General features: G+C 45.0%; 17 protein-coding genes and 6 riboswitches. Of the genes, 10 read left to right on the top strand and 7 right to left on the bottom strand.

All coding sequences use genetic code 11. The features are described 5' to 3' along the window. Positions 1–15: 15 nt before the first annotated feature. The 5 genes from NBH07_RS15585 to accC all read right to left on the bottom strand — a co-directional run bounded on the left by NBH07_RS15585 (position 16) and on the right by accC (position 8,286). Positions 16–2,019 (bottom strand): TonB-dependent receptor plug domain-containing protein, encoded by a 2,004-nt coding sequence (locus NBH07_RS15585; protein ID WP_034526476.1) that lies wholly within the window; start codon positions 2,017–2,019, stop codon positions 16–18. A 38-nt stretch (positions 2,020–2,057) separates the two neighbouring features. Next, positions 2,058–2,262, bottom strand: a riboswitch (cobalamin riboswitch). A gap of 109 nt (positions 2,263–2,371) precedes the next feature. Beyond that, entirely contained in the window at positions 2,372–4,054 is a 1,683-nt protein-coding gene (locus NBH07_RS15580) for a putative transporter (RefSeq protein WP_005859616.1), read from the bottom strand. A gap of 300 nt (positions 4,055–4,354) precedes the next feature. Next, positions 4,355–4,555, bottom strand: a riboswitch (cobalamin riboswitch). 157 nt (positions 4,556–4,712) lie between these two features. Continuing rightward, entirely contained in the window at positions 4,713–6,245 is a 1,533-nt protein-coding gene (locus NBH07_RS15575; protein WP_005859626.1) for an acyl-CoA carboxylase subunit beta, read from the bottom strand. Beyond that, positions 6,238–6,762, bottom strand: a complete 525-nt coding sequence (locus NBH07_RS15570) for an acyl-CoA carboxylase biotin carboxyl carrier protein subunit (protein ID WP_005859628.1) — start codon at positions 6,760–6,762, stop codon at positions 6,238–6,240. Before NBH07_RS15570 ends, NBH07_RS15575 begins: the two co-directional genes overlap by 8 nt. A 12-nt stretch (positions 6,763–6,774) precedes the next feature. Beyond that, a complete protein-coding gene (accC, locus tag NBH07_RS15565; protein WP_008777846.1) occupies positions 6,775–8,286 on the bottom strand; it encodes an acetyl-CoA carboxylase biotin carboxylase subunit in 1,512 nt (503 codons plus the stop codon). Positions 8,287–8,372: 86 nt separating this feature from the next. Then, positions 8,373–8,573, bottom strand: a riboswitch (cobalamin riboswitch). A 489-nt stretch (positions 8,574–9,062) separates the two neighbouring features. Here accC and NBH07_RS15560 point away from each other — a divergent pair. The 6 genes from NBH07_RS15560 to NBH07_RS15535 all read left to right on the top strand — a co-directional run bounded on the left by NBH07_RS15560 (position 9,063) and on the right by NBH07_RS15535 (position 14,991). Beyond that, complete coding sequence (locus NBH07_RS15560) at positions 9,063–9,656, top strand: sugar O-acetyltransferase (protein ID WP_008772864.1); 594 nt, start codon at positions 9,063–9,065, stop codon at positions 9,654–9,656. Continuing rightward, positions 9,649–10,266, top strand: a complete 618-nt coding sequence (locus tag NBH07_RS15555; protein ID WP_009016851.1) for an HAD family hydrolase — start codon at positions 9,649–9,651, stop codon at positions 10,264–10,266. The genes NBH07_RS15560 and NBH07_RS15555 overlap by 8 nt, the downstream gene beginning before the upstream one ends. Positions 10,267–10,278: 12 nt before the next feature. Continuing rightward, positions 10,279–10,416: a hypothetical protein gene (locus NBH07_RS15550; protein WP_156682557.1), complete on the top strand. Its 138-nt coding sequence runs from the start codon at positions 10,279–10,281 to the stop codon at positions 10,414–10,416. Between the two features lie 105 nt (positions 10,417–10,521). Beyond that, complete coding sequence (locus NBH07_RS15545) at positions 10,522–11,319, top strand: TerB family tellurite resistance protein (protein WP_009016850.1); 798 nt, start codon at positions 10,522–10,524, stop codon at positions 11,317–11,319. A gap of 179 nt (positions 11,320–11,498) precedes the next feature. Then, a riboswitch (cobalamin riboswitch) is annotated at positions 11,499–11,695 on the top strand. A 112-nt stretch (positions 11,696–11,807) separates the two neighbouring features. Beyond that, positions 11,808–13,871: a TonB-dependent receptor plug domain-containing protein gene (locus NBH07_RS15540; RefSeq protein ID WP_009016849.1), complete on the top strand. Its 2,064-nt coding sequence runs from the start codon at positions 11,808–11,810 to the stop codon at positions 13,869–13,871. A 22-nt stretch (positions 13,872–13,893) separates the two neighbouring features. Next, entirely contained in the window at positions 13,894–14,991 is a 1,098-nt protein-coding gene (locus NBH07_RS15535) for a sirohydrochlorin cobaltochelatase (protein WP_009016848.1), read from the top strand. A gap of 80 nt (positions 14,992–15,071) precedes the next feature. On the opposite strand, the gene NBH07_RS15530 is transcribed toward NBH07_RS15535, so the two are convergent. Together NBH07_RS15530 and NBH07_RS15525 are read right to left on the bottom strand one after the other, a co-directional pair. Further along, positions 15,072–16,001, bottom strand: a complete 930-nt coding sequence (locus tag NBH07_RS15530; RefSeq protein ID WP_250833556.1) for a sirohydrochlorin cobaltochelatase — start codon at positions 15,999–16,001, stop codon at positions 15,072–15,074. Between the two features lie 33 nt (positions 16,002–16,034). Then, positions 16,035–18,218, bottom strand: coding sequence for a TonB-dependent receptor (locus NBH07_RS15525; RefSeq protein ID WP_250833555.1), 2,184 nt, complete (start codon positions 18,216–18,218; stop codon positions 16,035–16,037). A 49-nt stretch (positions 18,219–18,267) separates the two neighbouring features. After that, a riboswitch (cobalamin riboswitch) is annotated at positions 18,268–18,469 on the bottom strand. A 261-nt stretch (positions 18,470–18,730) separates the two neighbouring features. Between NBH07_RS15525 and NBH07_RS15520 the strand changes: the two genes are divergently transcribed. The 4 genes from NBH07_RS15520 to NBH07_RS15505 all read left to right on the top strand — a co-directional run bounded on the left by NBH07_RS15520 (position 18,731) and on the right by NBH07_RS15505 (position 24,941). Then, positions 18,731–20,938, top strand: coding sequence for an anaerobic ribonucleoside triphosphate reductase (locus NBH07_RS15520; RefSeq protein WP_009016845.1), 2,208 nt, complete (start codon positions 18,731–18,733; stop codon positions 20,936–20,938). A gap of 33 nt (positions 20,939–20,971) precedes the next feature. Then, entirely contained in the window at positions 20,972–21,472 is a 501-nt protein-coding gene (nrdG, locus tag NBH07_RS15515; RefSeq protein ID WP_009016844.1) for an anaerobic ribonucleoside-triphosphate reductase activating protein, read from the top strand. Between the two features lie 40 nt (positions 21,473–21,512). Next, positions 21,513–21,721: riboswitch (cobalamin riboswitch) on the top strand. A 53-nt stretch (positions 21,722–21,774) separates the two neighbouring features. After that, positions 21,775–23,790, top strand: coding sequence for a TonB-dependent receptor (locus NBH07_RS15510; RefSeq protein ID WP_005859654.1), 2,016 nt, complete (start codon positions 21,775–21,777; stop codon positions 23,788–23,790). Continuing rightward, entirely contained in the window at positions 23,787–24,941 is a 1,155-nt protein-coding gene (locus NBH07_RS15505) for a YncE family protein (protein ID WP_039848533.1), read from the top strand. Before NBH07_RS15510 ends, NBH07_RS15505 begins: the two co-directional genes overlap by 4 nt. Positions 24,942–24,947 lie beyond the last annotated feature (6 nt).

Below are 24,947 nucleotides of genomic sequence, written 5' to 3'. Positions count from 1 at the left end.
TACTTTTATAGTTTACTAATAGGATAAACAAATACTTAAACGCCAAGAACGGCCCGGCATGGGATAATACTGAATAACATCATAATTCACGTTCGCAAGATTTAACAATTCACCTTGCAAACGCAAACCGAAATATCGAAAACGAAAATCTCGATTTATAGAAATACTCTGTTCTATATAAGAATCAATCCTGTTCCGATCTATATTTTGCGGCAATGCATAACGATCACCAACCGCAGTCAGTATATAAGAGACATTTACCCATGGATTTTCCAAGGTTACGGAAACCGTGCCAGAATGACGAGGTGTATAAGGAATCTGATCCTTATAATTCTTAGCTTCCGGATCTGTCACATCAACCGCGTATTGAAAAGAATAAGTGGAAGCCAAAAGCAAGCTCATTCGTAAGGGCAATCGGAATTGTGTAGATAAATTTACATCTACCCCTTTAATATCCACTTCGCCCATATTCATCATCTTCCAAACATACATGGTAGGTAAAGCCACGATCTTATCTTTCACCGTATTATAATATCCATCCGCCGAAATACTGAAATGCCGCAGCCAATCCCCACAGGAAGAACTCCATGTTACCCCTACATTATATTGGGAAGTTTCTTCCGGTTTCAAATTTGTATTTCCCATACGGAGGTAATACAAGTCCGTAAATGTAGGAACCCGGAATATATCTTTGTAAGAGGCACGTATCCGCAAAGTACTTTCCGAGAATGGCCGCCAAGACAAACTTACAGCCGGGGATAAACGCCTCTTATCATCCGGTTTTTCCCCTTGCTCCACTTTATCAGTGATATATGTTCCCAATAAACTAGCGGTAGCCGTGAATCGACTGTTCTTATATTGCACCGCTAGTACTGATTGAGAGGCCATTCGCTTTGGATTAGGGCCGTTCACAAAATTATTGTCCAGCATAGAGCGAGTTAAATCCGTAGTCAACGTCGCCGATACATACTTTATAGGAGTATACAGCAAACCTACAGAGCCATAATACTCATTCTGTGTATTCAAATCGACTTGTTCGCCCGCAGCATATTTATCATTTATATCTAAATAACGAGTAAAAGCATAATTATACTTAGCCATGGCCCGTAGCGTAAATTTCTCATTAAGAACATTCTTATACCCCGATTGCACGAAAAAGTTATTATCCCATAATCGTTCAGAAGTGTTCTTGTTATATAAATTAACAGAACCGGGAAGCCCCCGCTCCGAATCAAAATAGTACGCCTTAAAGGAAAGTTCGCCTCCCCTTCCAAAATCGCCGAATAGATTACCTTCCAAATGGAAAGAATGGATATCGCTATTTCTTCGCTTCTCTCTCGTTTCCAATTCCCCATTAATTAATGTATAGGGATATTGTCCATCCGCACGCACGAAATCACCATGTAAGGATGCGCTCCAACGCTTTCCTAATTTTTGATCATAATGCAGCACAGGATTAAAAAGCCCGAAGGAACCTCCCTTAACCTTAAGATAAGTATGAAACGATTTGTCTTTAAACGTGGGCTTTCCGGTTTGTATATTCAAGGCGCCTGCCGAAGCATACACCCTTGCCGTTTGGAAAATGTCATCCGACTGCCCGATTGACAAGGAAACCATCTCCACATTATCCAACGAGAAACGGCTGATATCGACTTGCCCGCTTTGCGCGTCCGTAATCGTCACCCCATCGTAACTGACGGCGGTATGCTTCGCCCCCAAGCTACGTACCGAGACCGTTTTCAATCCTCCGATCCCCCCATAATCCTGTACCGTAACTCCCGAGAAGCGTTTCACGGCCTCGGATAGGTCTTGTACTCCCAAGCGATCGATTCCCGCCCGGTCCATAATTTGCAAAGGCGTACCTTCACGGGTGACCGACGGACGTACCTTCTCCACCACTTCCACCCCGGAAAGCTCGTGATAGGCCGTCGTATCGATCTGTTGACCGTAAGCGACACCCAAAGAGAATAACCATGCGCTAAAAACGCATAGGCATCTTATAAGATATAAATCTCGCATAGCAACATTTAGATTTACCAACGTCTTCACCCGAAACGTCGCATAACAAAATCATGGCAGGTTTTCTGGCTCGTCCACCCTCTGTCGGCTACCTTCCCGCCTATCCGATAGGCAGTGGCAACAAGATTTGCCGGGGCTCCAAGGACTTACAGCTACGGGTACAGCTCCGGACTCGCACCGGATTCCCTTTTACTGATTATTATCGGAATCGATAACATCTACACCTTGATTGGCCGCAAAGATACATGTTTACTTTTTGATTAGCAACAAAAAAGCCCCCCGGCGAATCACTTCGGCGGAAGGCTAGGGAGTTTACACTTTTCTAAACATTACTAACAACAAAATATTTATTCTATGTATAAAAGAATAATATCATTAACTGTGCGGTCAACACACGCAAAAACATGGTCAATGGATAAACCGTCGCATATCCAACCGCCGGCGCATCATTTCCTGCCGCCATATTGGAATAGGCTAACGCAGGAGGATCGGTCGTACTTCCCGCAATCAATCCCATCAACGTAAAATAATTCAGTTTATAAAAATACCTTCCCACACAACCGATAATCAGTAGAGGCAATAACGTTATTATAAAACCATAACCGATCCAAGCTACACCACCCTTATTGACTATCGTATCGACAAAACCTTCACCCGCACTCAATCCCACGCAGGCGAGAAACAACGTGATTCCTAATTCCCTCAATAGTAAATTAGAACTTTGCGTGGTATAAGTAACCAATTTATAACGATAACCGAACCGGCTTATCAATATCGCAACGATCAACGGACCTCCCGCTAATCCTAATTTCACCGGTTGAGGAATACCCGGAAAACTAATAGGAAGACTTCCCACGATAATACCCAAAACTATACCAACAAAAATAGTCACCAAATTAGGTTCATTCAAGCGTTTCATTGAATTACCCAGCGTCTCGGCAACTTTCTCCACCGCCAATTCACTACCGACCACTGTCACCCGGTCGCCTATTTGCAAGACCAGATTAGGAGTAGCTACCAACTCCAGCCCCGCACGATTGATCCGAGTCACGTTAATTCCATGTAAACGGCGTAACTGCAAAGCCCCTAATTGCTTACCGTTGATTTCAGACCGGGTAACCAAAATACGCCGGCTGATAAACTGGCTTTCCGCCGGAATCCATTGCTTACGATCCATCTGTATTTCTTGACCGATAAAAGTCTTTATCGCCTCCACGTCATGCTCTGCGGTAATAACAAAAATCTTATCATCCCCATTCAATACCGTGTTCCCCGCCACGATCTCTATCCGATTCGTATCGTTACGTAAAATACGGGAAATAACAAATTCACGGTGTTCCAACAATTTAGATAGCTCACTTACGCTACGACCAAAAATCGCCGGATTCTTCACCACCAAAGAGATAGGTACAGCCTCTCCTCCCGATTCCGTATCCGTCTCTTCTTCCAATTGTTCCGTCTCCTTCGCAAAAGAGATACGGAAAACATAACGGATAAAAATCATCGACAAGATAATGCCGATCACACCTAACGGATAGGCAACCGCATATCCTAAAGCGATCGTTTCATCCGAGATCCCCGTCATATCTGAATAAGCCTGTTGAGCAGCGCCCAATCCCGGTGTATTCGTCACTGCTCCGGATAAGATACCTACCATTGTCGGTATAGGAATGCCTGTAATATAATGTATAATCAAGGCAGTAATCACCCCTAGAAAAACAATACCGCAAGCAAGCATATTCAACGTGATCCCTCCCTTTCGAAACGAAGAGAAAAATCCGGGGCCTACTTGCATACCTACCGAGTAAACAAATAAGATCAAACCAAACTCTCTAAAAAAATGAACGACCGACGGATTCGCCGTAAAACCGAAATGCCCGAGAAAGATCCCGACAAACAGTACCATGGTAATCCCTAAAGAGATACCGAATAGCTTCAGTTTACCAAGCTGGATCCCCAGAGCGATCACAACGGATAACAAAAGGATAGAATGCCCTACCCCTTCTCCCCATAACAATTCATTAATCCATTCCATATCTATTCATGTATATATTAATTTAAGATAAAAAAGTACCTCTGGCGAATCACTTCGGCAGAGATACACATATTGAACATTTAGTATCCCAGTTTAATCTGGCATCCATTCTAACAACATTTACTAATATATTTTCTATTTCTTATGCTGATAATTTAGACAAACTTTCCTCTTCCGGCAAAAGGGTTACCGGCCATTCAAATGTCGCACGACAGTGCGAACAGATCCTTTTCATACGTCTTTGTTCCTTTTAAGATATTGCTTATCTTTTCGTACTGCTTTCCTAATCCCTCGAGCAAAAACAGCCTTTAATGAATGGCAGGTCTTCTGACTGACTCCCATCTTGAAGCCTTCCCGGTCGCTAGAACCAGTGGCGATAGTGTTGTTTCAAGATGTTCTTCGGAGCTTCACAGCAGCGGGACTGTCCGGGATTTACACCCGATTCCCTTTTAATCCACATACCCGAATGGTATATGCGGAACCGATTCGGGAACAAAGATAGCATGTTTTCCGTATATATCATATCTTTTCGCTTTTTTGTTTACTTTTATTATCCAAATAAAAAAATCCCGGGACAAAACAATTGAACCGGGATCTTTTAACCTCTAAGCTATCCTCCCGACAGGAAGAGGCTTTGATTTTCCTTAAATAATAATTACTACAAGGGAATATTTCCATGTTTTTTAGGAGGATTACTCTGGCTCTTATTTTTCGCCATTTCCAACGCCTGAATCAATTTAAAACGTGTGTCTCTAGGTTGTATGACTTCATCTATAAATCCTTGCTCGGCTGCCCGGTAAGGATTTGAGAATTTCTCGGTGTATTCACGAATTGCTTGTTTCTTCTCCTCATCGTTGGCTTTCCGGTATAATATATTCACGGCACCTTCAGCCCCCATCACCGCAATCTCAGCCATCGGATATGCCAAGTTTATATCGGCACCGGTAGGCTTACTTGCCATTACGATATAGGCTCCCCCGTAAGCCTTCCGGGTAATCAACGTGATTTTGGGAACCGTGGCCTCCGCATAAGCGTAGACAATTTTTGCCCCGTGGCGTATAATTCCCGCATGTTCTTGCGTACAGCCCGGCAAGAAGCCCGGCACATCCTCGAACGTGATCAATGGAATATTGAAGCAATCGCAGAAGCGAATGAAACGTGCGGCCTTATCAGAAGCATCGATATCCAAGACTCCCGCTAAAAAGGCAGGTTGGTTCCCTACGATACCTATGGTACGGCCTCCCAAACGAGCGAATCCCACTACAATATTGCGAGCGAAATGAGGCATAACCTCGAAAAAGTAATGATTATCCACTATCGGCTCTATAATATCCTTGATGTCATAAGGGACATTAGGATCTTCCGGAATCACATGCTGCAACGACTCTTCTACCCGACGCACATCGTCAGCACAAGCTATAACTGGAGCGTCTTCCATATTATTAGAAGGCAGGAAACTCAGAAGTTCCCGGATACTCATCAAAGTCTCCTCTTCCGTATCACACACAAAATGTGCGACCCCGCTTTTTCCGCTATGTACCTGCGCCCCGCCCAGCTCTTCCTTATCGATCACCTCGTGAGTCACCGCCTTTACGACATCCGGCCCCGTGATAAACATATGACTTTGCTCTTTGACCATAAAAATAAAATCGGTCAAAGCCGGGGAATAACAAGCGCCCCCCGCACAAGGCCCCAAAATAGCCGATAATTGGGGAACGACTCCCGAGGCCATCGTATTTTGGTAAAAGATAGAAGCATAACCAGCCAAGCTATTCACCCCTTCTTGAATCCGGGCACCCCCCGAGTCATTCAAGGCGATGATCGGCGCTCCGTTCTTTAAGGCTAATTGTTGCACTTTCACGATCTTAGCGGCATTCGTGGCACTCAAGGTCCCACCGTATGCGGTAAAATCATAAGCGTAAACAAATACCAAACGACCATCGATCTTTCCATAACCACTTACCATTCCATCACCGGGAATCTTATTCTTATCCATCCCGAAGTTTGTACACCGATGCACCACGAATTTATCCAGCTCATTGAAAGTCCCTTTATCCAACAGCATCTCGATTCGTTCACGGGCGGTCATACGCCCGCAAGCATGTTGTTTCTCAATGCGATTCAATCCTCCTCCCAACGAGGCCTCTTTATTCAAAGCCTCAAAATCTTTATATAATTGCTCGTTATTCATATGAATCATCTTTTAATAGGTCTAAAGTCATAAGCACTTGATTGTTATCAACGGAATCTCCCTCGGATACCAATATATCTTTTACCACGCATGCTGAGCTTACCTTATAGTTACTCTGCATCTTCATCGCCTCAAGTACGACCACGGTATCCCCCGTTTCCAAGCGATCTCCTTTCCGCACAGGTATTTTCACGACTTTACCCGGCATCGGGGCGACAATCTTGTCATCTTGCTTCTCTTCCGCACTTTTACGCATACGCAAATATTTCTTTTGGGTATCTACGATATCCACATGATAGGAACGGTAGAACATATTCACGTCATAACTCCGATGATCTTCTCCGGAGATGATCTCCGCGTTAAATGAGTTCCCATCGTGCAAGACAGAACAACTGCCGTTCTCCGTCATCACGATATCCACATCATACGGCTTCCCGTCGATAGAAAGCCGGACTTTATTCCCTTCTTTACTGACCAATGTCACATCGGCCACACGATTTCCGATATGTATTTCCATAACCAATACCCGTTAAATCCGTAAGACACCTTTTTGTAAACCAAACTCCCGCCAACGGCTGATAGGACGTGTATCCACCAATTGGGTAGAAGTATTTTCCTCTAAATTCATCAAATAATCCATATAAGCGGCGATCATGGCGATATTCTCGATTTCCTCGTTATTACCGTTAGACCGTTGTAGCATCCGGGCATTCTTAGCGATAAATAATGTATTATATTCCCCTTTCACGAAATCAGGATTATGCATGATACGTTTCAAATAACTGAGGTTCGTCTTTAAGCCCGTGATTTTATATTCATATAGAACCCGGCGCATACGCTCGATCGCATACGCACGTGTCGTTGCCCATACGATTAATTTACCGATCATAGGGTCATAATAGACCGGAATCTCATACCCTTCATATACATAGCTATCGATACGTACCCCGATACCATTCGGTTCCGTTAATTGCCGGATAATACCCGGGGAAGGCATGAAATTATTTTCCGTATCCTCCGCACAGATCCGGCACTCGATGGCATGTCCTCGTTGGAAAAGATCTTCTTGACGAAGATGCAAAACCTCATTATTGGCGATACGGATTTGTTCCTTTACCAAATCCACCCCTACCACTTCTTCCGTGATAGGATGCTCTACTTGTAGCCGGGTATTCATTTCCAAAAAATAAAAATGGCGGTCCTTATCTACAAGGAACTCTATCGTTCCCGCTCCGGAATAATGAACCGCTTTAGCCGCAGCCACAGCCTTTTCCCCCATTTCTTTACGTAAGTCCGCTGTTAGGAATGGAGACGGGCTTTCCTCTACTATTTTCTGGTTACGACGTTGAACCGAACATTCCCGGTCAAATAGATGAATGACATTACCATGGTTATCTCCCAATATCTGGAATTCTATATGATGCGGCTCCTCTACGAATTTCTCTATATATACCGTATCATCACCAAATGAGGACAACGATTCTGAACGAGCCGTATGATAAGCCTCGACAACCTCGCCCTTCTCATGTATCAGGCGCATCCCTTTTCCTCCACCTCCCATAGAAGCTTTCAGCATAACAGGGAAACCAATTTCTTCGCAAACCCGAAGCGCTTCTTCCGCACTTTGCAACGGTTGCTCCGTACCAGGAACCACAGGAACCTCTGCGGCGATCATGCGTTTGCGTGCGGCGATCTTATCTCCCATCGCTTCCATCGTCTCCGCTGACGGACCGATAAATATCAATCCTTCTTGCTTACAACGGCGTGCGAAGTCCGCGTTCTCCGACAAGAAACCATAACCGGGATGTATCGCATCGGCATGGTGCCGTTTCGCCGCAGCGATCAGATTGTCTATATTCAAATAACTTTCCTTGGAAGCCGCCGGGCCTATCAAGGCTGCCTCATCCGCATACATTACATGCCGAGCGGTACGATCGGTCTCCGAATATACGGCAACAGTGCGAATCCCCATCTCCTTACATGAGCGCATCACACGGATAGCGATCTCACCTCGATTCGCAACAAGCACTTTACGGATCATGTCGCCACGAGGACATAAATTCTCCATAAATCATTAACTATTGATTCTTATTCTTTTCGTACTGCTTTCCTAATCCCTCGAGCAAAAACAGCCTTTAATGAATGGCAGGTCTTCTGACTGACTCCCATCTTGAGGCCTTCCCGGTCGCTAGAACCAGTGGCGATAGTGTTGTTTCAAGATGTTCTTCGGAGCTTCACAGCAGCGGGACTGTCCGGGATTCACACCCGATTCCCTTTTAATCCACATACCCGAATGGTATATGCGGAACCGATTCGGGGGCAAAGATAGTATTTTTTATTTAACTATCCACTTCAGCCAGGCCGGAATATACGGAATACACGGATCCCAAGTAAAATTCCGTACAATAAGCTCACAAGAGAAGCTTATGCATAAAGCATTAAAAATCAACATTAAAAAAACAGGATAATCTTTCTGCGAAAACACATACATGTTTTTGAAAAAAGTCGTACGTGTTTTCTGGAAAGGTCGTACGTGTTTTCCTGAATCCTTCCACCGAAAACAATAGCGCATGCTAAAATTTACAAGAAGCTCCACTTAAATGAGATGTTAAATGAAAAAGCCTTACTTTTTGTAGAGTCAACAGGCAAGTACAGTTTTTATACATTTCGTTTGTTCGTGTTCTCAGCTATTTTGTGTAACTTTGCGTATGCTTGAAGGCATATCAATTTGAAGCTGCCTATTCTTGCTTGCGTTACCTTGTCGTAATAATTGGCTCAAATAAAGAATAAGACTCTACAATGAGATGAATTGAACACATGAAAACTGAATATCAAAAATGTATGGATGAGGAGCCTTTCGACGGCTCATCGCCCGAAATAACGGAAATGACTGTCCGTAACAAAAGGCTACTACACCAACTCAGAGAAACGGATTATGCCGACAATGAGGCAAAGCAGCGCATCTATCGGCAGATGTTCGGAAGTATCGGCAAGGATGTTTACATCGACATAGACTTCCGATGCGAGTATGGGAAAAACATCTATTTCGGGAACAAGGTGATCGTGAACATGAACTGCACGTTCCTCGATAATAACAATATCATTATCGGTAACAACGTGATGATAGCCCCCGATGTAAAAATATATACCGCTACTCATTCCGTTCACCTTGCGGAAAGGATGCCGGAAAGGACATGTCCCGGAGCGTCCATCTGCGACACAATTGCCCGACCCGTCCTTATAGAAGATGGTGTATGGATAGGAGGCGGCTCTACAATCCTTCCGGGTGTGACCATCGGTAAAAACTCTGTCATCGGAGCAGGCAGTGTTGTCGTGAAACATATTCCTGCCAATTCCATAGCTGTCGGCAATCCTTGCCGTGTAATTAAAAATATCGAAGATAATGATTAAAAACCTCATTTTTGATTTTGGCAAGGTCCTTGTAAATCACGATTTGCAACCCTTGCTTGAACGACATTTCGGGGATGATGAAGTGTCGCTAATCGGTTTTCACAAGATTCTATCAGATCCGGAATTTATAAACATGTGCGACCGTGGAATAATCCCGTTTGAGAAAATGATTGACGGAGCGATAAAAAGGTATCCTGAATATAGCGATGCCTTCACGTTTTTCAAGGATAATTATCTTGAAGAGATAACAGGAGAGATTGAAGGTATGCGTGTACTTCTAAAAAAATTAAAGCAATCCGGATTCAAACTATATGGGTTGACGAACTGGAGCGACACAATTTACCGGGTCATGGAGAAATTCGACATATTCCAGTTGCTTGACGGTGTGGTAATATCGTGTGAGGAACACTTCATCAAGCCTGAAAAGGAAATTTATCTTCGCCTTTGTGACAAATATGGCCTTAAACCGTCGGAATGTTTGTTTACGGATGACAGAATGGTGAATGTGTTGGGTGCAAAGGCGATTGGAATGGAAGCCGTATTGTTTACAACAACCAAAAAGTATATTTTTGAAATAGAGCGAATTTTCGGGATCAAAATTGAACAATAATAGCTACAGCCAGTGATGGTGATCGCGCTCAATGGAAAGATTGTACGCTACCAAAAGCAAATAGGCTTACAGGGCTACAAGGGATTGCCCTTCGGTACGTATGTCATCCGGATAAATGAGAAAACATTCAAGATCCAACTCTCCAAATAACCGCAAGGCGGGTATGCTTCACGCACCCGCCTTTCACATTTGCATATCTCCCGTTTTTTTACGAATATTGCATATCGGTAATCAACAAATAAGATAAACAGGAATATGGGTATCGGGAAATGGATAGGTGGCGTCTTGGGATTTATGGCGTTCGGACCGCTAGGCGCTCTAGCCGGCATTATATTAGGCTCTTTCTTCGAGGAAGGGGCAAATATGACGGGGCAGTCTTTCGGTGGCGGCACCAATTACGATGATGAATATACACGAAGAGACCCATACGCCGGGGAACGTAACAGTTTCCTTTTCTCCATGTTGGTTATGGCATCCTATATCATCCGTGCCGACGGGAAGATCATGCATAGCGAGATGGAATACGTCCGTCAATTCCTTCGGAGAAACTTCGGCGAGATCGCCGTAAGCCAAGGTGAGGAGATATTGCTAAAGCTTTTCGACCAAGCTAAACGCATGGATCAGGAGAACAACATGGGATTCAAGAATACCATCTGGGAATGCGGAACCCAGATCGCATACAACCTAAGTTATGAGGAGCGGCTGCAATTGCTCGCGTTCCTCGCCGAGATCGCTAAGAGTGACGGGAATGTGTGCGCGGCCGAGATCAATGCCTTGAAAGAGGTAGCGATGGCGATGGGAATGTCTGATAGAGAAGTTGAATCCATGTTGAACCTAAAAGGAAGTTCCTTGGACGATGCCTACAAGGTGCTAGAGATAGAACCGACCGCCACGGACGAGGAAGTCCGTGCCGCCTATCGCCGGATGGCCGTCAAGCATCATCCGGACAAAGTAGCCAGTTTGGGAGAAGACATCCGCAAGGCCGCCAACGAGAAGTTTCAGAAAATAAATGAGGCCAAGGAAAGGATCTATCAATCGAGAGGCTTGAAGTAAGATTCGACAAACAGTATTACTTACGAATTGTCAGCCAATTACATTTACCTTCTTTATGATGTAAATATTCTTTCTCCTAAATAGAAGTGGACAGACATATCATACCTTACAAAAACGCAATCGGCTGTTTATAGAAAAACTTTTTCATATATATTTTCTAAATATTAGAAAACATTCATATCTTTGCCTCCGATTTTAGTAATCAAGCTATCACATAGTTTGGTGAGAGGGAATCCGGTGTGAATCCGGAGCTGTTCCTGCAGCTGTAATCCTCATTAAGTTGGTTAGAAGTTCAAAAGCCACTGTTCTTGAATTGGAATGGGAAGGTTTCTAACCAGAGGAGAGCCAGAATACCTGCTAAAGTCTTACAATAACATCAAGCTTCCAGGATAGAAGTATGTGTCATACAAAAAACGATTCAATTTATTTTTTGAGACATAACCAGATAGAGGCTTGTTGTTTTATTTTGTGTACAAATAAAACACTATATGAGGCTTTTAGCATTCGCTATTCTGGTGGCATGCGTACAATCCGTATGCGCCCAAAGCATATTGAAAGATCCGAAGGAACTTTCCGTGCTATTGAACGAGGTCGTGGTCACCGGTACGGGTACCGAACACTATCTGAAAGACGCCCCTGTGCAAACAGAGGTAATCACCGGCAAAGCCCTTGACAGTTACCAAGGACGCAGTATGCAAGATATTCTGGAAGGACTGAACGCTTCCATCACCTTCAATCCGAGCGACATGGGTAGTGGCATCCAGATGAACGGATTAGGCAACGATTACATCTTGATCCTTATCAATGGCAAACGGATCAACGGAGATACCGGCGGACAAAACGACTTGAGTATTATCAACCCCGCCAATATCGAACGTATCGAGATCGTAAAAGGTGCCGCCTCTTCCCTGTATGGCTCGGACGCTATCGCCGGTGTTATCAATATTATCACGAAAAAGAACCGGGATAAAGTGAGCCTATCGAATACGACTCGTGTCGGATCATATGGAGATATATTGGAAAGCATACAAATCGGCTTTGGGCATAAGAGAGTGAATTCCACCACCTCACTTAGTACGACCCATACGGACGGCTGGCGAAATACGACCCAAGAATGGGACCATCACGAGGTAATGGATGGAACCGTGACACGAACCGTAAACCGATCCACGAACTTTACGCTAAGGGAGAACTTAACCTACAAAGTGAACGACCGGCTGAGCCTCTCGGCCGATGGCTCTTTTTACCAGAAATGGAATTATCGTCCGCACGGCGCATTCAAGTATTATACCTATGATCAATTCTACCGGAACTTCGATGTGGCCGGAGGAGCTAAATACACATTGGGAGGACTGAATTTTCTTTCGGTAGACCTAACTTATGGTAACTATAGCTATTTCTATAATTACCATCATAAAGATGTCACGAACTTCTTCGATCCGGAGACGGATTTACGTATCACTCGTTATCCCGGAGAACATATTCTGGAAACCTCTCAACAACGTTTCCTAGGACAAGCCAAAAGCGTATTCCACCTCGGGGAAAACAATATCCTAAGCGCCGGACTCGAATATCAATACGATCATTTGAAATCTCCCCGGCGTATCGAGAACGGGAAAGCCTCCGTATTTACGGCTTCCGCTTATGTACAAGACGAATGGAATCCGACGGATCGGTTGAATGTGACGGTAGGTGGGCGCTTCGTCGTGCACCAAGAGTTCGGGGCTACGTTTACCCCTAAAGTCTCCGCCATGTACAAACTAGGCGACTTCAATATCCGAGCCACATACTCAAATGGATTTAAGGCTCCTACCTTAAAGGAGTTGCACGATGATTATATCACGCAGATCGGCGGCGGCCCGTGGAAACATTATTATGGTAATAAGGATTTAAAACCGCAAAAGTCCAATTATTATTCGGCGAGCGTAGAATATCACGCGTCGAACCTGCAGATCACGGTAACAGGATTCTACAACCGTATCAAGAACATGATCGCCCTGACCGAGATCCCGACAAGCGCCGAAGACCGATTGGATGAGATCGAGGCCAGCATGCAACACAAGAACTTATCCAAAGCCCGCTCTTTCGGGGGAGATATATCGCTCACCTATCAAATCTTATCTTCCTTGGCTATTGGTGGAGGCTATAGCTATACGGATGCCAAAGCGCAATATACGGATGATCCGGCCGACCCGAATTATATGCTCTACACCCCGATCAACGGAACCTCATTCCATAATGCCAATTGGAAACTAGCATGGAACCATGCGTGGAAAAAGTATAAATTGGATGTCACCTTGTTCGGCCGGTACCAATCCACCCGCTTTTATATCACAGACGGTGATGGAAAAAGTTATCAGCTATGGCGATTGAATACCCGTCATAGCGTATTGAAAAAGAAAAAATGGAACCTAGATATCAATGTCGGTATCGATAATATCTTCGATTATGTGGATCGTACCCCGTTCGGACGCCATCGTGGAACTACGTCTCCCGGACGGACTTGGTACGCCTCCTTTATCGTGAAATTTCAGAATAAACATAAACTATAAACAATCTTAAAAGTTAAATGCGATGAACAAATTTAAGTACCTTTTGCTTGCGGCGAGTCTATTTGCCTCAAGCGCAGTTTTTACCTCCTGTGATGATGGAGACGACAACAATACCGCAAACCCGGCGGAAGAAGTCGTAAAGACAAGTAAGAAACATGACACGGCGATCTTGTTGTGTACATTCGGTAGCACATTCAAAGAGTCTATCAAGACTTACGACGCAACATTGGCCGATTTCCAGAACGCATTTCCCGATGCGGACATCTATTTGTCATTTACCTCCCGTACTTGCGTGAATCGTGTAGAGGCAGAGACCGGTATCGCACGTTACCAACCGGACCTTTGGTTACAAGCCCTAGGAAATGCCGGTTACAAAAAGGTTGCGGTACAGTCCTTACACATCATCCCGGGTGAGGAATACCTAAGCTTGATGAATACGGACGTGAAGAAGAAATTCATGATCGAGTCTTTCCCGAGTGTTCAAGTCGTAAAAAGCCCTTGTTTGGTATACGACGAGGATGATGTGGAAGCCGTAGCGAAAGTCCTATACAGCCACTACAGTGATAAATTGGCTGATAACAAGAACATCCTTTTATTAATGGGACATGGTAACCCGGATAAAAACTATAACGCAAATACGAAATACACGGAAACAGAAGAGGCTATGCAAGCCTTGGCCGCTAACAAGAATGTATTCGTAGGTACCGTTGATTACGGAGATATGTTGTTCTGGCCGGAAGAAGGCGAACCTAATGAGGAATGTGTCTATTCCAAACTTACCAAATACTGCGAGGATCATAACTTAAAACCGGAAGAGATCACGATCTCCTTAGCTCCGTTCATGTCTATTGCCGGAGACCATGCGCATAATGACCTTTGGGGTATCGAGGAGGGTGATGATTTCAGCGCTGCCGCTCCTAACGCCGACGCTTGCTGGAGACTAAAACTTTTGAAGATGGGCTTCAAGCTTGACACGAAAGAAAGCCATAACGGAAGTTTAGAGAACTGTAAGATCATAGGCTTAGGCGATTACGACGCTGTTCGTCAGATCTGGGTGAACCATCTAAAAGCATTATATAATGATGCGGAGGCTTGGGAAACCGGAGAAGACTACCAGTAAATAATTGAGAATTGAGAATTGAGAATTGAGAATTGAAAATTGGTTCAGTAAGTACTCACTAATTTTCAATTCTCAATTGTTCAGTGTGTATATAATTTCTTTCGATCAAAAATCGTCGCCCGTTTATATTTCATGGCGAAACGGATGTGATCGATAAATAAAGACCGGATCGCCGGATTCTCACCTAGAGGCTTTAAATAAATATCCACATCGAAACCCTGTTGACGTAGCCCTTTCTGCCAGAAATCCGTAACCGTATTTTCCGTACCTCGAATCAGTACGAACATAAAAGGAATCAACTGCACACGCTTATGACCGGCTTGGCGCATTTGCTCACCTATATCCTCGATCGTAGGGAAACCCTCACGGGTTCCGGTATAATAATCTTTCATTCCTTTGGTCTGGAACATATACCCCAATTTCGCGTAAGCCGAGTTACTGGCATGATAAGTTCCGTGCGCCACCAATAACTTAGCCCCATTTTTAGTCACTCCAGAAGGTGAGGAAACCGCTTTCATCACCGCCTCATAATCGGTATCATCATATAACAAGGGATTACCTACACGCAAATCCTTAAACAAACCTTTTCGCTGTTCCGCCTCTTTGCGGATCGCTTCCATCTCCACACCCTCTATAATGATAGTCGGTTGGATTATCACATGGGTAAACCCTTGATCACGCAACTCTACCAAGGCGTCCGCCGGCAACTGAACCCAAACACCTTGCGCCCTCAACCGACTCACTACGCTACGGGCGCTATAAGCCTGCCGGACTTCCACGTCTGGGAAAGCCTCCTTGACACGCTTGTTCATCACATCGAGTACTTGGGTACGAGCTTCCGGGTAAGCACTCCCGAAATGTACCATCAAGATCGCTAACTTATCTCCCTTTTCCATGCTCTCCCGGATATCGGAAGCGTAAAACTCCCGCCCGGGTTTCGCCCATAATGAACAGGCGAGCCCAAGCAGGAGTGAACAAACAAACATGGATCGTAAAAATCCCCTATACATTATTATATTAGTTAATAGTTGACATGTGACAGTTTACTGCTTGAAACGGACCAGAAGGCTGACGTAATAGGTACGGCCCGGGGTCAATGTAGCGTAATTGTAATTAAAGGGGCGATCGTCTACATAATCAAAAAGGTTCTCGATACCTACTCCCGGTTCCAACAAGAAATCGCCGGCTCTAAACGTATGGCTCGTATTGAGATTCCACAAGGAATATTTCGGTGCGTATCCATAAGAAGTAGAATAACGTTCCCCTTGGATACGTCCGTTAAAATTCACGTTCAGCTTATACTTATTCCAAGTATGAGACCACATAGCCGCTACCGTACCACTATGCTTAACGGTCTTATCCAAAGGTTCATCCTCGTATACGTTCTTTCCATCCATGAAACTATAGCCACCATTCAAGGTAAAGCCCGCTCCCAGATAACTATTGAAGGTCACGTTAATACCTTTGATCTTCGCTTTATCGATATTCGCACGCATCTGTATCTCATCATAGTCCGTACCATGGGCGGTGTTATAAGCATCCCGTTCCGCCGTATCCAACATCTTATAGTTAATCATGCTACGTACGTTATTCATAAAAGCGGATACGGACAAAGAGAAATACCGCATCGTATATTCTGCGCTCAACGTGAAATTGTCGCTCTTCTCCGGGTCCAGATCCGGATTACCGATCGTAAGGCGAGTCGCTCCGGACGCTTTCTTCTCCGATTCCGTATACTGCTCTTTCAATTCAGGTGTACGGAAACCAGCCGCATACGATCCGCGGAAATTAAAACCGCCTACCTTATACAGCAAAGCCACGTTAGGAGTCGCATAACTCTTAAAATTCTCATGGTAAATATAGCGCAAACCCGCGTACGCTTGGAAATGCTCATTGATATTGATCTCGTCTTGCGCATAAAATGCGGTCGTGTACATACTTTTACCCGCTATGTTATCCGTCTCACTGCTCAGTAATTCTTTAATGAACTCCGCACCAGCCGAAAGCTTATTATACTTGCCCAAACGAAAGATTCCCTTGACATTCAAGTTATGGTAATGAATCCGTTTCGTCATATCACTCTCTCCGCTTTTCTTTCCATCAAAGAAATCCTTATACGTACTATGATTGTCCGACAGATAATCAGCGTTCAAATAAGAGTTCTTATTAATCATGTATTGAGCGCCCGCCCCATAAGTGAACGTCTCTTTTCTCATATCATAGTTGGTCGTATTCACTTTATCCATCGGCATCGGACGATCGCTGGAACGTCCGAAGAAAGTACCACGCACATAAAAAGACAAACGATCCGTAGCGTCGTACGTGAAACGTTGGTTGATCACGTTCCGGTGAAATCCCTCGGAAGCTTGCTTATTGGTAGGAACCAACTCGCCTTTACTCTCCGTATAGGGATTTAATTGCCAACCATCGGCCCGTTGATATTGATAAGAAGTATATGAACCGAACTTCCCTACATTCACGTCCGCGTTGACCGACTGCAAGAATTGGTTCTTGCTACCATAACGGCTATTGCTCGTCACGTTCACCTTATTGCGGGAATCATCCGTGATGATATTGATAACGCCGGCGATCGCGTCGCTACCATACAAAGCGGAAGCGGCCCCGTTCAAGATCTCTACCCGCTTTACGTTAGACATATCGATACGGGAATAGGTATCATCGCCGGCCAAACGCTTACCGTTTTCCAAGATAACCACGTATTTCTCTGTCAATCCGTTCATATTCATCGTAGCCCCCTGTCCGTTTTCCATAAATACGATACTCGGATTCAGCTTGGTCATCGCATCTTGGAAATTGGTTACGCTCGCCTCTTTCAAGTCTTTTCCCGTAAGCACTTTCACGGGAATAGGGGAATTACTCATGCGGCGATGCGAACCGGTACCGGTTACCACCACTTGATCGATATTCACATACTTTTCTTTCAGCTTAATAACGACATCTTTTTCCGAGTGATCCGTTTGATACACGCCTTGCTCATAGCCAAGGTAAGTCACACGAATACGATGTCTACCATCGGGAAGGTTCAGCTCAAATTTTCCGCTGGCATCCGTGGTTGTACCATTCAAGGATTCCGACACGCGGATATTCGCGCCCGGAATTGGTTCATTACTTTCATCCACGACCTTACCCTGTAAACGTACCTGCGCAAATGATACGTTTATCGCACAACTTACAGCTAAAGCCGCGCACAAACACTTTCTTTTCATAAACGATTTGTTATTATGTATATTTCCGCTTTCCTGACCCCGAGAAAAACAGCAATAAAAACGCTTGGCAGGTTTCCTGACTTACCTCGTAGAAAACGACCTTCCCGTCTTTTACAGACAGTGGTATGAGAAATGTTTTCTACTTTACAAAAGCTTACAGTAGCGGGCACTGCTCCGGATTCACACCGGATTCCCTCTTTATGACGAAACCGGATGGTTTTACGTCATCACCAAAACGGGGGCAAAAGTATGAATTATTTTATATAAACAAAAATATATCCCGGCTTATGTTCTTTAAAAGCTTTACAAAGAGAAGCTTATAACACATCACATCGCCAAAAAGGAAAACAAAAGCAATCATACAAGACACAAAGTTTTCCAAAACTTTTCACAACGCACTACAAATTAACACCTTAACATAATTTAATCAGCAAAAAGTTTTCCAAAAAGAAAATCATATAGTGTAATAAGATACCTTTGCACGCATAATCAATCACAAATTAATCGACATCATGATACAGACAGTTGTTAAACGGGACGGGCGTATCGTTGGCTTCAACGAGGAGAAGATAGTAACCGCTATCCGTAAAGCCATGTTGCATACAGACAAGGGAGAAGATATGCAACTGATTCGCCAAATCACAGATCATATCTCATTCAAGGGAGAACCTCAAATGACCGTAGAGGCGATTCAAGATGCCGTGGAACTGGAATTGATGGCCAGTAGCCGGAAGGACGTAGCGCAGAAATATATCGCTTACCGAAATCAGCGAAGCGTAGCCCGCAAGGCGAAAACACGGGATATGTTCTTGGAGATTATCAATATCAAATCCAACGACATCACCCGTGAGAACGCGAATATGAACGCCGATACACCCGCCGGCATGATGATGAAATTCTCCAGCGAGACCACCAAGCCGTTTGTCGATGACTATTTATTGAGCGAAGAGGTCAAGGAAGCCGTATCTAACAACTACCTCCATATTCATGATAAAGATTATTATCCGACTAAAAGCTTGACCTGCGTACAACACCCGTTGGATCGCATCTTGAAATACGGGTTCTCCGCCGGTCATGGCGAATCACGTCCGGCTAAACGAATCGAAACCGCTAGTATCCTTGGCTGTATCTCTCTGGAGACCGCCCAAAACGAGATGCATGGCGGACAGGCGATACCGGCGTTCGATTTCTACCTAGCACCTTACGTACGTAATAGCTTTATCGAGGAAGTAAAGACCTTAGAGGATTTATACGGGCAGGATTTCTCCCACTTATATAATAAGCCTATCGACGATTACCTGACACAGACCTTGGATGGATTAAGCGGTGATAGACGGGTTATACAACATGCCATCAACCGCACGGTAAGCCGTGTACACCAATCGATGGAGGCTTTTATCCATAATATGAACACGATCCATTCCCGTGGAGGCAACCAAGTGGTATTCAGCTCCATCAATTATGGGACCGACACCTCGGCGGAAGGTCGTTGCATCATCCGGGAGTTATTAAAAAGTACTTACAGAGGCGTAGGTAACGGCGAGACCGCTATCTTCCCGATCCAGATATGGAAAAAGAAACGAGGCGTAAGCTATCTGCCGGAAGACCGCAACTACGATCTTTACCAATTGGCCTGCAAGGTCACCGCCCGTCGTTTCTTCCCGAACTTCTTGAATCTCGACGCGACCTTCAACCAAAGCGAGGATTGGAAAGCGGACGATCCTCAGCGCTATATCCACGAGGTAGCGACCATGGGATGCCGTACTCGTGTATTCGAGAATCGTTTCGGACCGAAGACTTCTATCGGACGAGGTAATCTCTCTTTCTCGACGATCAATATCGTGCGATTGGCTATCGAGTGCATGCAAGTGGAGAATAAGGAAGAGCGTATCGCCCTATTTTTCGCTAAACTGGATCATATGCTGGAACTTACGGCTCGTCAGTTGCATGAGCGTATGGAGTTCCAGAAAACCGCTTACGCGAAGCAATTCCCGTTGTTGATGTCTTCCTTGTGGTTAGGCTCGGAGAAGTTGAAACCCAACGATTCGATAGCCTCCGTTATCAACCAAGGCACCTTGGGTATCGGCTTTATCGGACTGGCCGAATGCTTGGTAGCCCTTACCGGGAAGCATCATGGCGAAGATGAGGATTCGCAAGCCTTAGGCATAAGGATCGTTACGTATATCCGGGATCGCGCCAACCAATTCTCGGAGCAATACCAACACAATTATAGCGTACTGGCAACTCCGGCTGAAGGCTTGTCCGGCAAGTTCACGGGAAAAGATCGTAAGAAGTTCGGATCGCTCCCCGGTATCACGGATCGGGATTATTATACGAACTCTAATCACGTCCCGGTATATTATAAGTGCAGTGCCCGTCATAAAGCCGAAGTGGAAGCTCCTTATCATGATTTGACTCGTGGTGGCCATATCTTTTACGTAGAGATGGATGGCGACGCTACCCATAACCCCGAAGCGATCATGCGTGTCGTGGATATGATGGATAAATACAATATCGGATACGGTTCCGTAAACCATAATCGTAACCGTTGCCTGGATTGCGGCTACGAGAACTCCACCCCGAATCTGGAAGCCTGCCCGAAATGCGGCAGCAAACACTTGGACAAACTTCAACGTATCACCGGTTACTTGGTAGGAACCACCGACCGTTGGAACAACGCCAAGCTATCCGAGCTGAACGACCGCATCACCCACAACTAATTTTCAATTGTCAATTGTCAATTTTCAATTACCATGTTGTCTATCATAGATATCATCGAAGATACCACCGTAGACGGTCCGGGATTCCGGACCGCCATCTATGCGGCGGGTTGCCCGAACAAATGCCCGGGTTGCCACAACCCCGAATCATGGGACATCCATAAAGGGAAGAAAGTAAGAACGGAAGAGATCGTGGAGAAAGTGCTGGCTGACGAGTTCGCCAACGTCACCTTCAGTGGTGGAGATCCCATGTTCCAGCCGGAAGGCTTCACCGAGGTAGCCAAGGCGATCAAGGAAAAAAGCCAAAAGACGATCTGGTGCTACACGGGATATAAATTCGAGGACCTGATAAAGAACCCGGCACAAGCCGCCTTATTATCCTATATCGACGTATTGGTAGATGGCCGCTACAAACAAACCCTTCGGGATGAGAGCCTTTTATTCCGGGGAAGCAGCAACCAACGGTTAATTGACGTACAAGCTTCTTTAAATAAAAAGGAAATCGTAACATACAAGTACAACCCTTTCATTTAAGGAAATTCTCCAATTATAACCCGGATATTAACAAGATTTCATACCTTTGTCCCGAATTGGTTCCGTTTCACCCAACCGGGGTTACGGATTAAATGGGAATCAGGTGTAATTCCTGAACAGTCCCGTTGCTGTGAAGCTCTATTTCAAACATTCCGGAAACACTTTCGCCACTGGTATATAAGGATATATATCGGGAAGGCTTTCGGGATGGGAGTCAGTCAGAAGACCTGCCAGTTAGGGAGAAGTCGTTCGCGAGGACAGAGCGGCTTGGTACGAATCATTTTCTAAACAGGTTTTAAATAATGGTGTTATCCTTTGCTAGAAAGGGATACCTCGCTTGCGTATTATCGATGCTGGCGATAGGTATGTCCCATGGACAAAGCAAACTCGACTCTATCCAACACTTGGACGAAGTTACGGTCACGGCCCGGAGTTTCAGCTTTAAAGAGGTAATTCCTTCCCAAAAACTATCGGGGAAAGAATTACAAAATTTGAACAGTCACACGGTAGCGGATGCTTTACGCTACTTCTCGGGTGTCCAATTGAAAGACTATGGGGGCGTAGGAGGTATCAAGACAGTAAATATCCGAAGTATGGGAACGAACCACATGGGTGTTTTCTACGACGGCATCGAATTAAGCAACGCGCAAAACGGACAAGTAGACCTTGGAATGTATTCCTTAGACAATATCGAGGAGATTTCTTTATACAATGGCCAGAAGAGCGATATTTTCCAATCCGCAAAAGATTTCGGTGCGGCCGGTACGCTTTATCTGCGTTCTCGTCGTCCTCGTTTCGAAGATGGAAAAACAACGAATATCCGTGCCACGATGAAAGTCGGTTCTTTCGACGTTATCAACCCCTCGGCGCTGTTTGAATATAAGATATCAGAAAACATAGCCGCCTCTTTCAGCGCCGAATGGTTAAGCGGAAGCGGTAAATACAAATTTCGTTACCGCCGTATCAACCCTGCCGGAGAGATCGCTTACGATACGACCGCCGTCCGGGAAAACGGGGATATCAACGCCACCCGCCTAGAGGCCGGATTGTATGGCAAGATGAGCGACGGTACTTGGAATCTTAAGTTCTACAACTACAATTCCGAACGAGGTATCCCGGGGGCTATCGTAAACAACGTATGGCGACGCGGCGAACGAGTATGGGATACGAACTCTTTCATGCAAGGCTCCTATATCAAAGAAATCAATAGTAAATTCAAGACACAGGTCAATGCGAAATACGCTTTCTACCGTACGCATTATGTGAACAACGACGACAAGCTGATTCATGTAGATAACCTGTATAAGCAACGGGAGATTTACCTATCTTCCGCTAATGTCTACTCCATCCTCTCGAACTGGGATGTCTCTGCTTCTTACGACTTGCAATGGAACAAGATGAACGCCGATATGTATGGATTCGTTTACCCGGAACGCTTCACCAACCTCCTTTCGGTCGCTACGGCGCTCCGGTTAGGAAAAGTAAAATTACAGGCCAGCGGACTGGCGACTTTTATCAACGACCGTGTAGAAGAAGGCCCCGCACCGAAAGCCCGGCAAATCCTTACACCCGCCGTATTCGCCTCCTACAAGCCGTTCGAGAAACAAGACTTTAATGTACGCGCTTTCTATAAACGGATCTTCCGTATGCCTACCTTCAACGATTTGTATTACGCCGATATGGGAAACTCCAAATTAAACCCGGAATACGTAACCCAATATGATGCCGGCTTCGCTTACACGAAAACATGGGAGAACTATCTTTTCTATCGCTTCAAGATACAGGCGGATGGTTATTACAACAAGGTGAAAGACAAGATCATCGCTTACCCCAAAGGCCAGCAGTTCCGTTGGACGATGCTGAATTTGGGTAAGGTAGAAATCAAAGGTATAGATGTCAGTACGGAAACGACCGTCAATCCGGTAAAAGATTTGTTCGTCACGCTACGCGTACAATACACCTATCAAAAGGCCCAAGACTTCACGGATCCCTCGGATACCTATTACGGAGATCAAATCCCTTATATCCCTTGGCATAGCGGCTCCGCCATCGCACAAGCCTCTTTCAAGGGATGGAACCTCAACTATAGTTTCATATATGTGGGAGAGCGGTATAACCAGCAGGAAAATATCAAATACAATTATACGCAACCGTGGTACACCAGCGACATCTCCTTGTCGAAAGATTTGAAATTCAAATTCGGACTTATCAAGGCTGCCGTAGAGGTAAACAACCTGTTAAGCCAAGACTACGACGTGATCCTGAATTATCCGATGCCGAAACGAAATTACAAAGTGTCTTTAACGATCGAGATATGAAAAGACATACATTATATATAATAGGTATCCTGATCGGTTGCGCTTTTTCATCCTGCCGTAAGATCGAGATCGTAGTTCCATCGGAATACGAGCTGGTCTCCGATGGTATCCACCCCGAGGCGAATCCTCAAGGGATGTATTTAGTGAACGAGGGGAATATGGGAAGCAATAAATGTACGCTGGATTATCTGGATTACGTGAACGGTTATTATATCCGTAACCTCTACTCGGAACGGAACCCAAACGTGGTCAAGGAGTTGGGCGATGTAGGCAATGATATCCAGATTTACGGAAGTAAGCTATATGTTGTAGTCAATTGTTCCCATAAAGTAGAAGTATTGGACGCCCGGACTTGTGAGCGGATCACGCAAATAGACATTCCTAACTGCCGGTACATCCGTTTTTACCGGGGAAACGCCTATGTAACCTCTTATGTCGGCCCCGTGCAAATCGACCCGAATGCTCCACAAGGAGCCGTATATCGGGTAGACACGACCAGCCTGAAAATAGACGCTAAAGTCATTGTCGGCTACCAGCCGGATGAATTAGAGATTTTGGGTGAATATATCTACGTAGTGAATTCCGGAGGCTATCGTGCCCCGGAGTACGACAATACGGTTTCCGTCATCGAACTAAACCGTTTCAAGCAAGTCCAAAAGATTCCGGTAGGGATCAATCTGCACCGTATCCGTGCGGATAAATACGGTAAATTATGGGTAACTTCTCGGGGAGATTACGATACGGTACATTCCAACCTGTATGTACTGGAAAAGCGAAAAGGATATAATGAGATGGTGGTTACCGATACCCTGAATATCCCTTGCTCCAACCTTTGCATCAGCGGAGATTCCCTCTTCTATTACAGTACGGAATGGAACGTGAATACGCAGAGTAACAGCATCTCGTACGGAATCATAGATGTCCGTACCAAAGAGGTGATCAGCACGAACTTTATCACCGACGGTAGCGAGAAAGACATTCGTATCCCATACGGGATCATGGTCCATCCCTATACGAAAGACATCTTCGTCACCGACGCCAAGAATTACGTATCCAGCGGAACCCTCTATTGCTACGATAAGAACGGGATACGGAAATGGGGCGTACGTACCGGGGATATCCCCGCCCATATGGTTTTCCTTTATAAATAGAACAGC

Origin of the sequence: Parabacteroides sp. B2-S-102 (assembly GCF_023656665.1) — a bacterium.
GTDB classification, from domain to species: domain Bacteria; phylum Bacteroidota; class Bacteroidia; order Bacteroidales; family Tannerellaceae; genus Parabacteroides; species Parabacteroides distasonis.
Note: the sequence above shows the minus strand (reverse complement) of the source record. Positions and strands in the feature narration are given on the sequence as shown.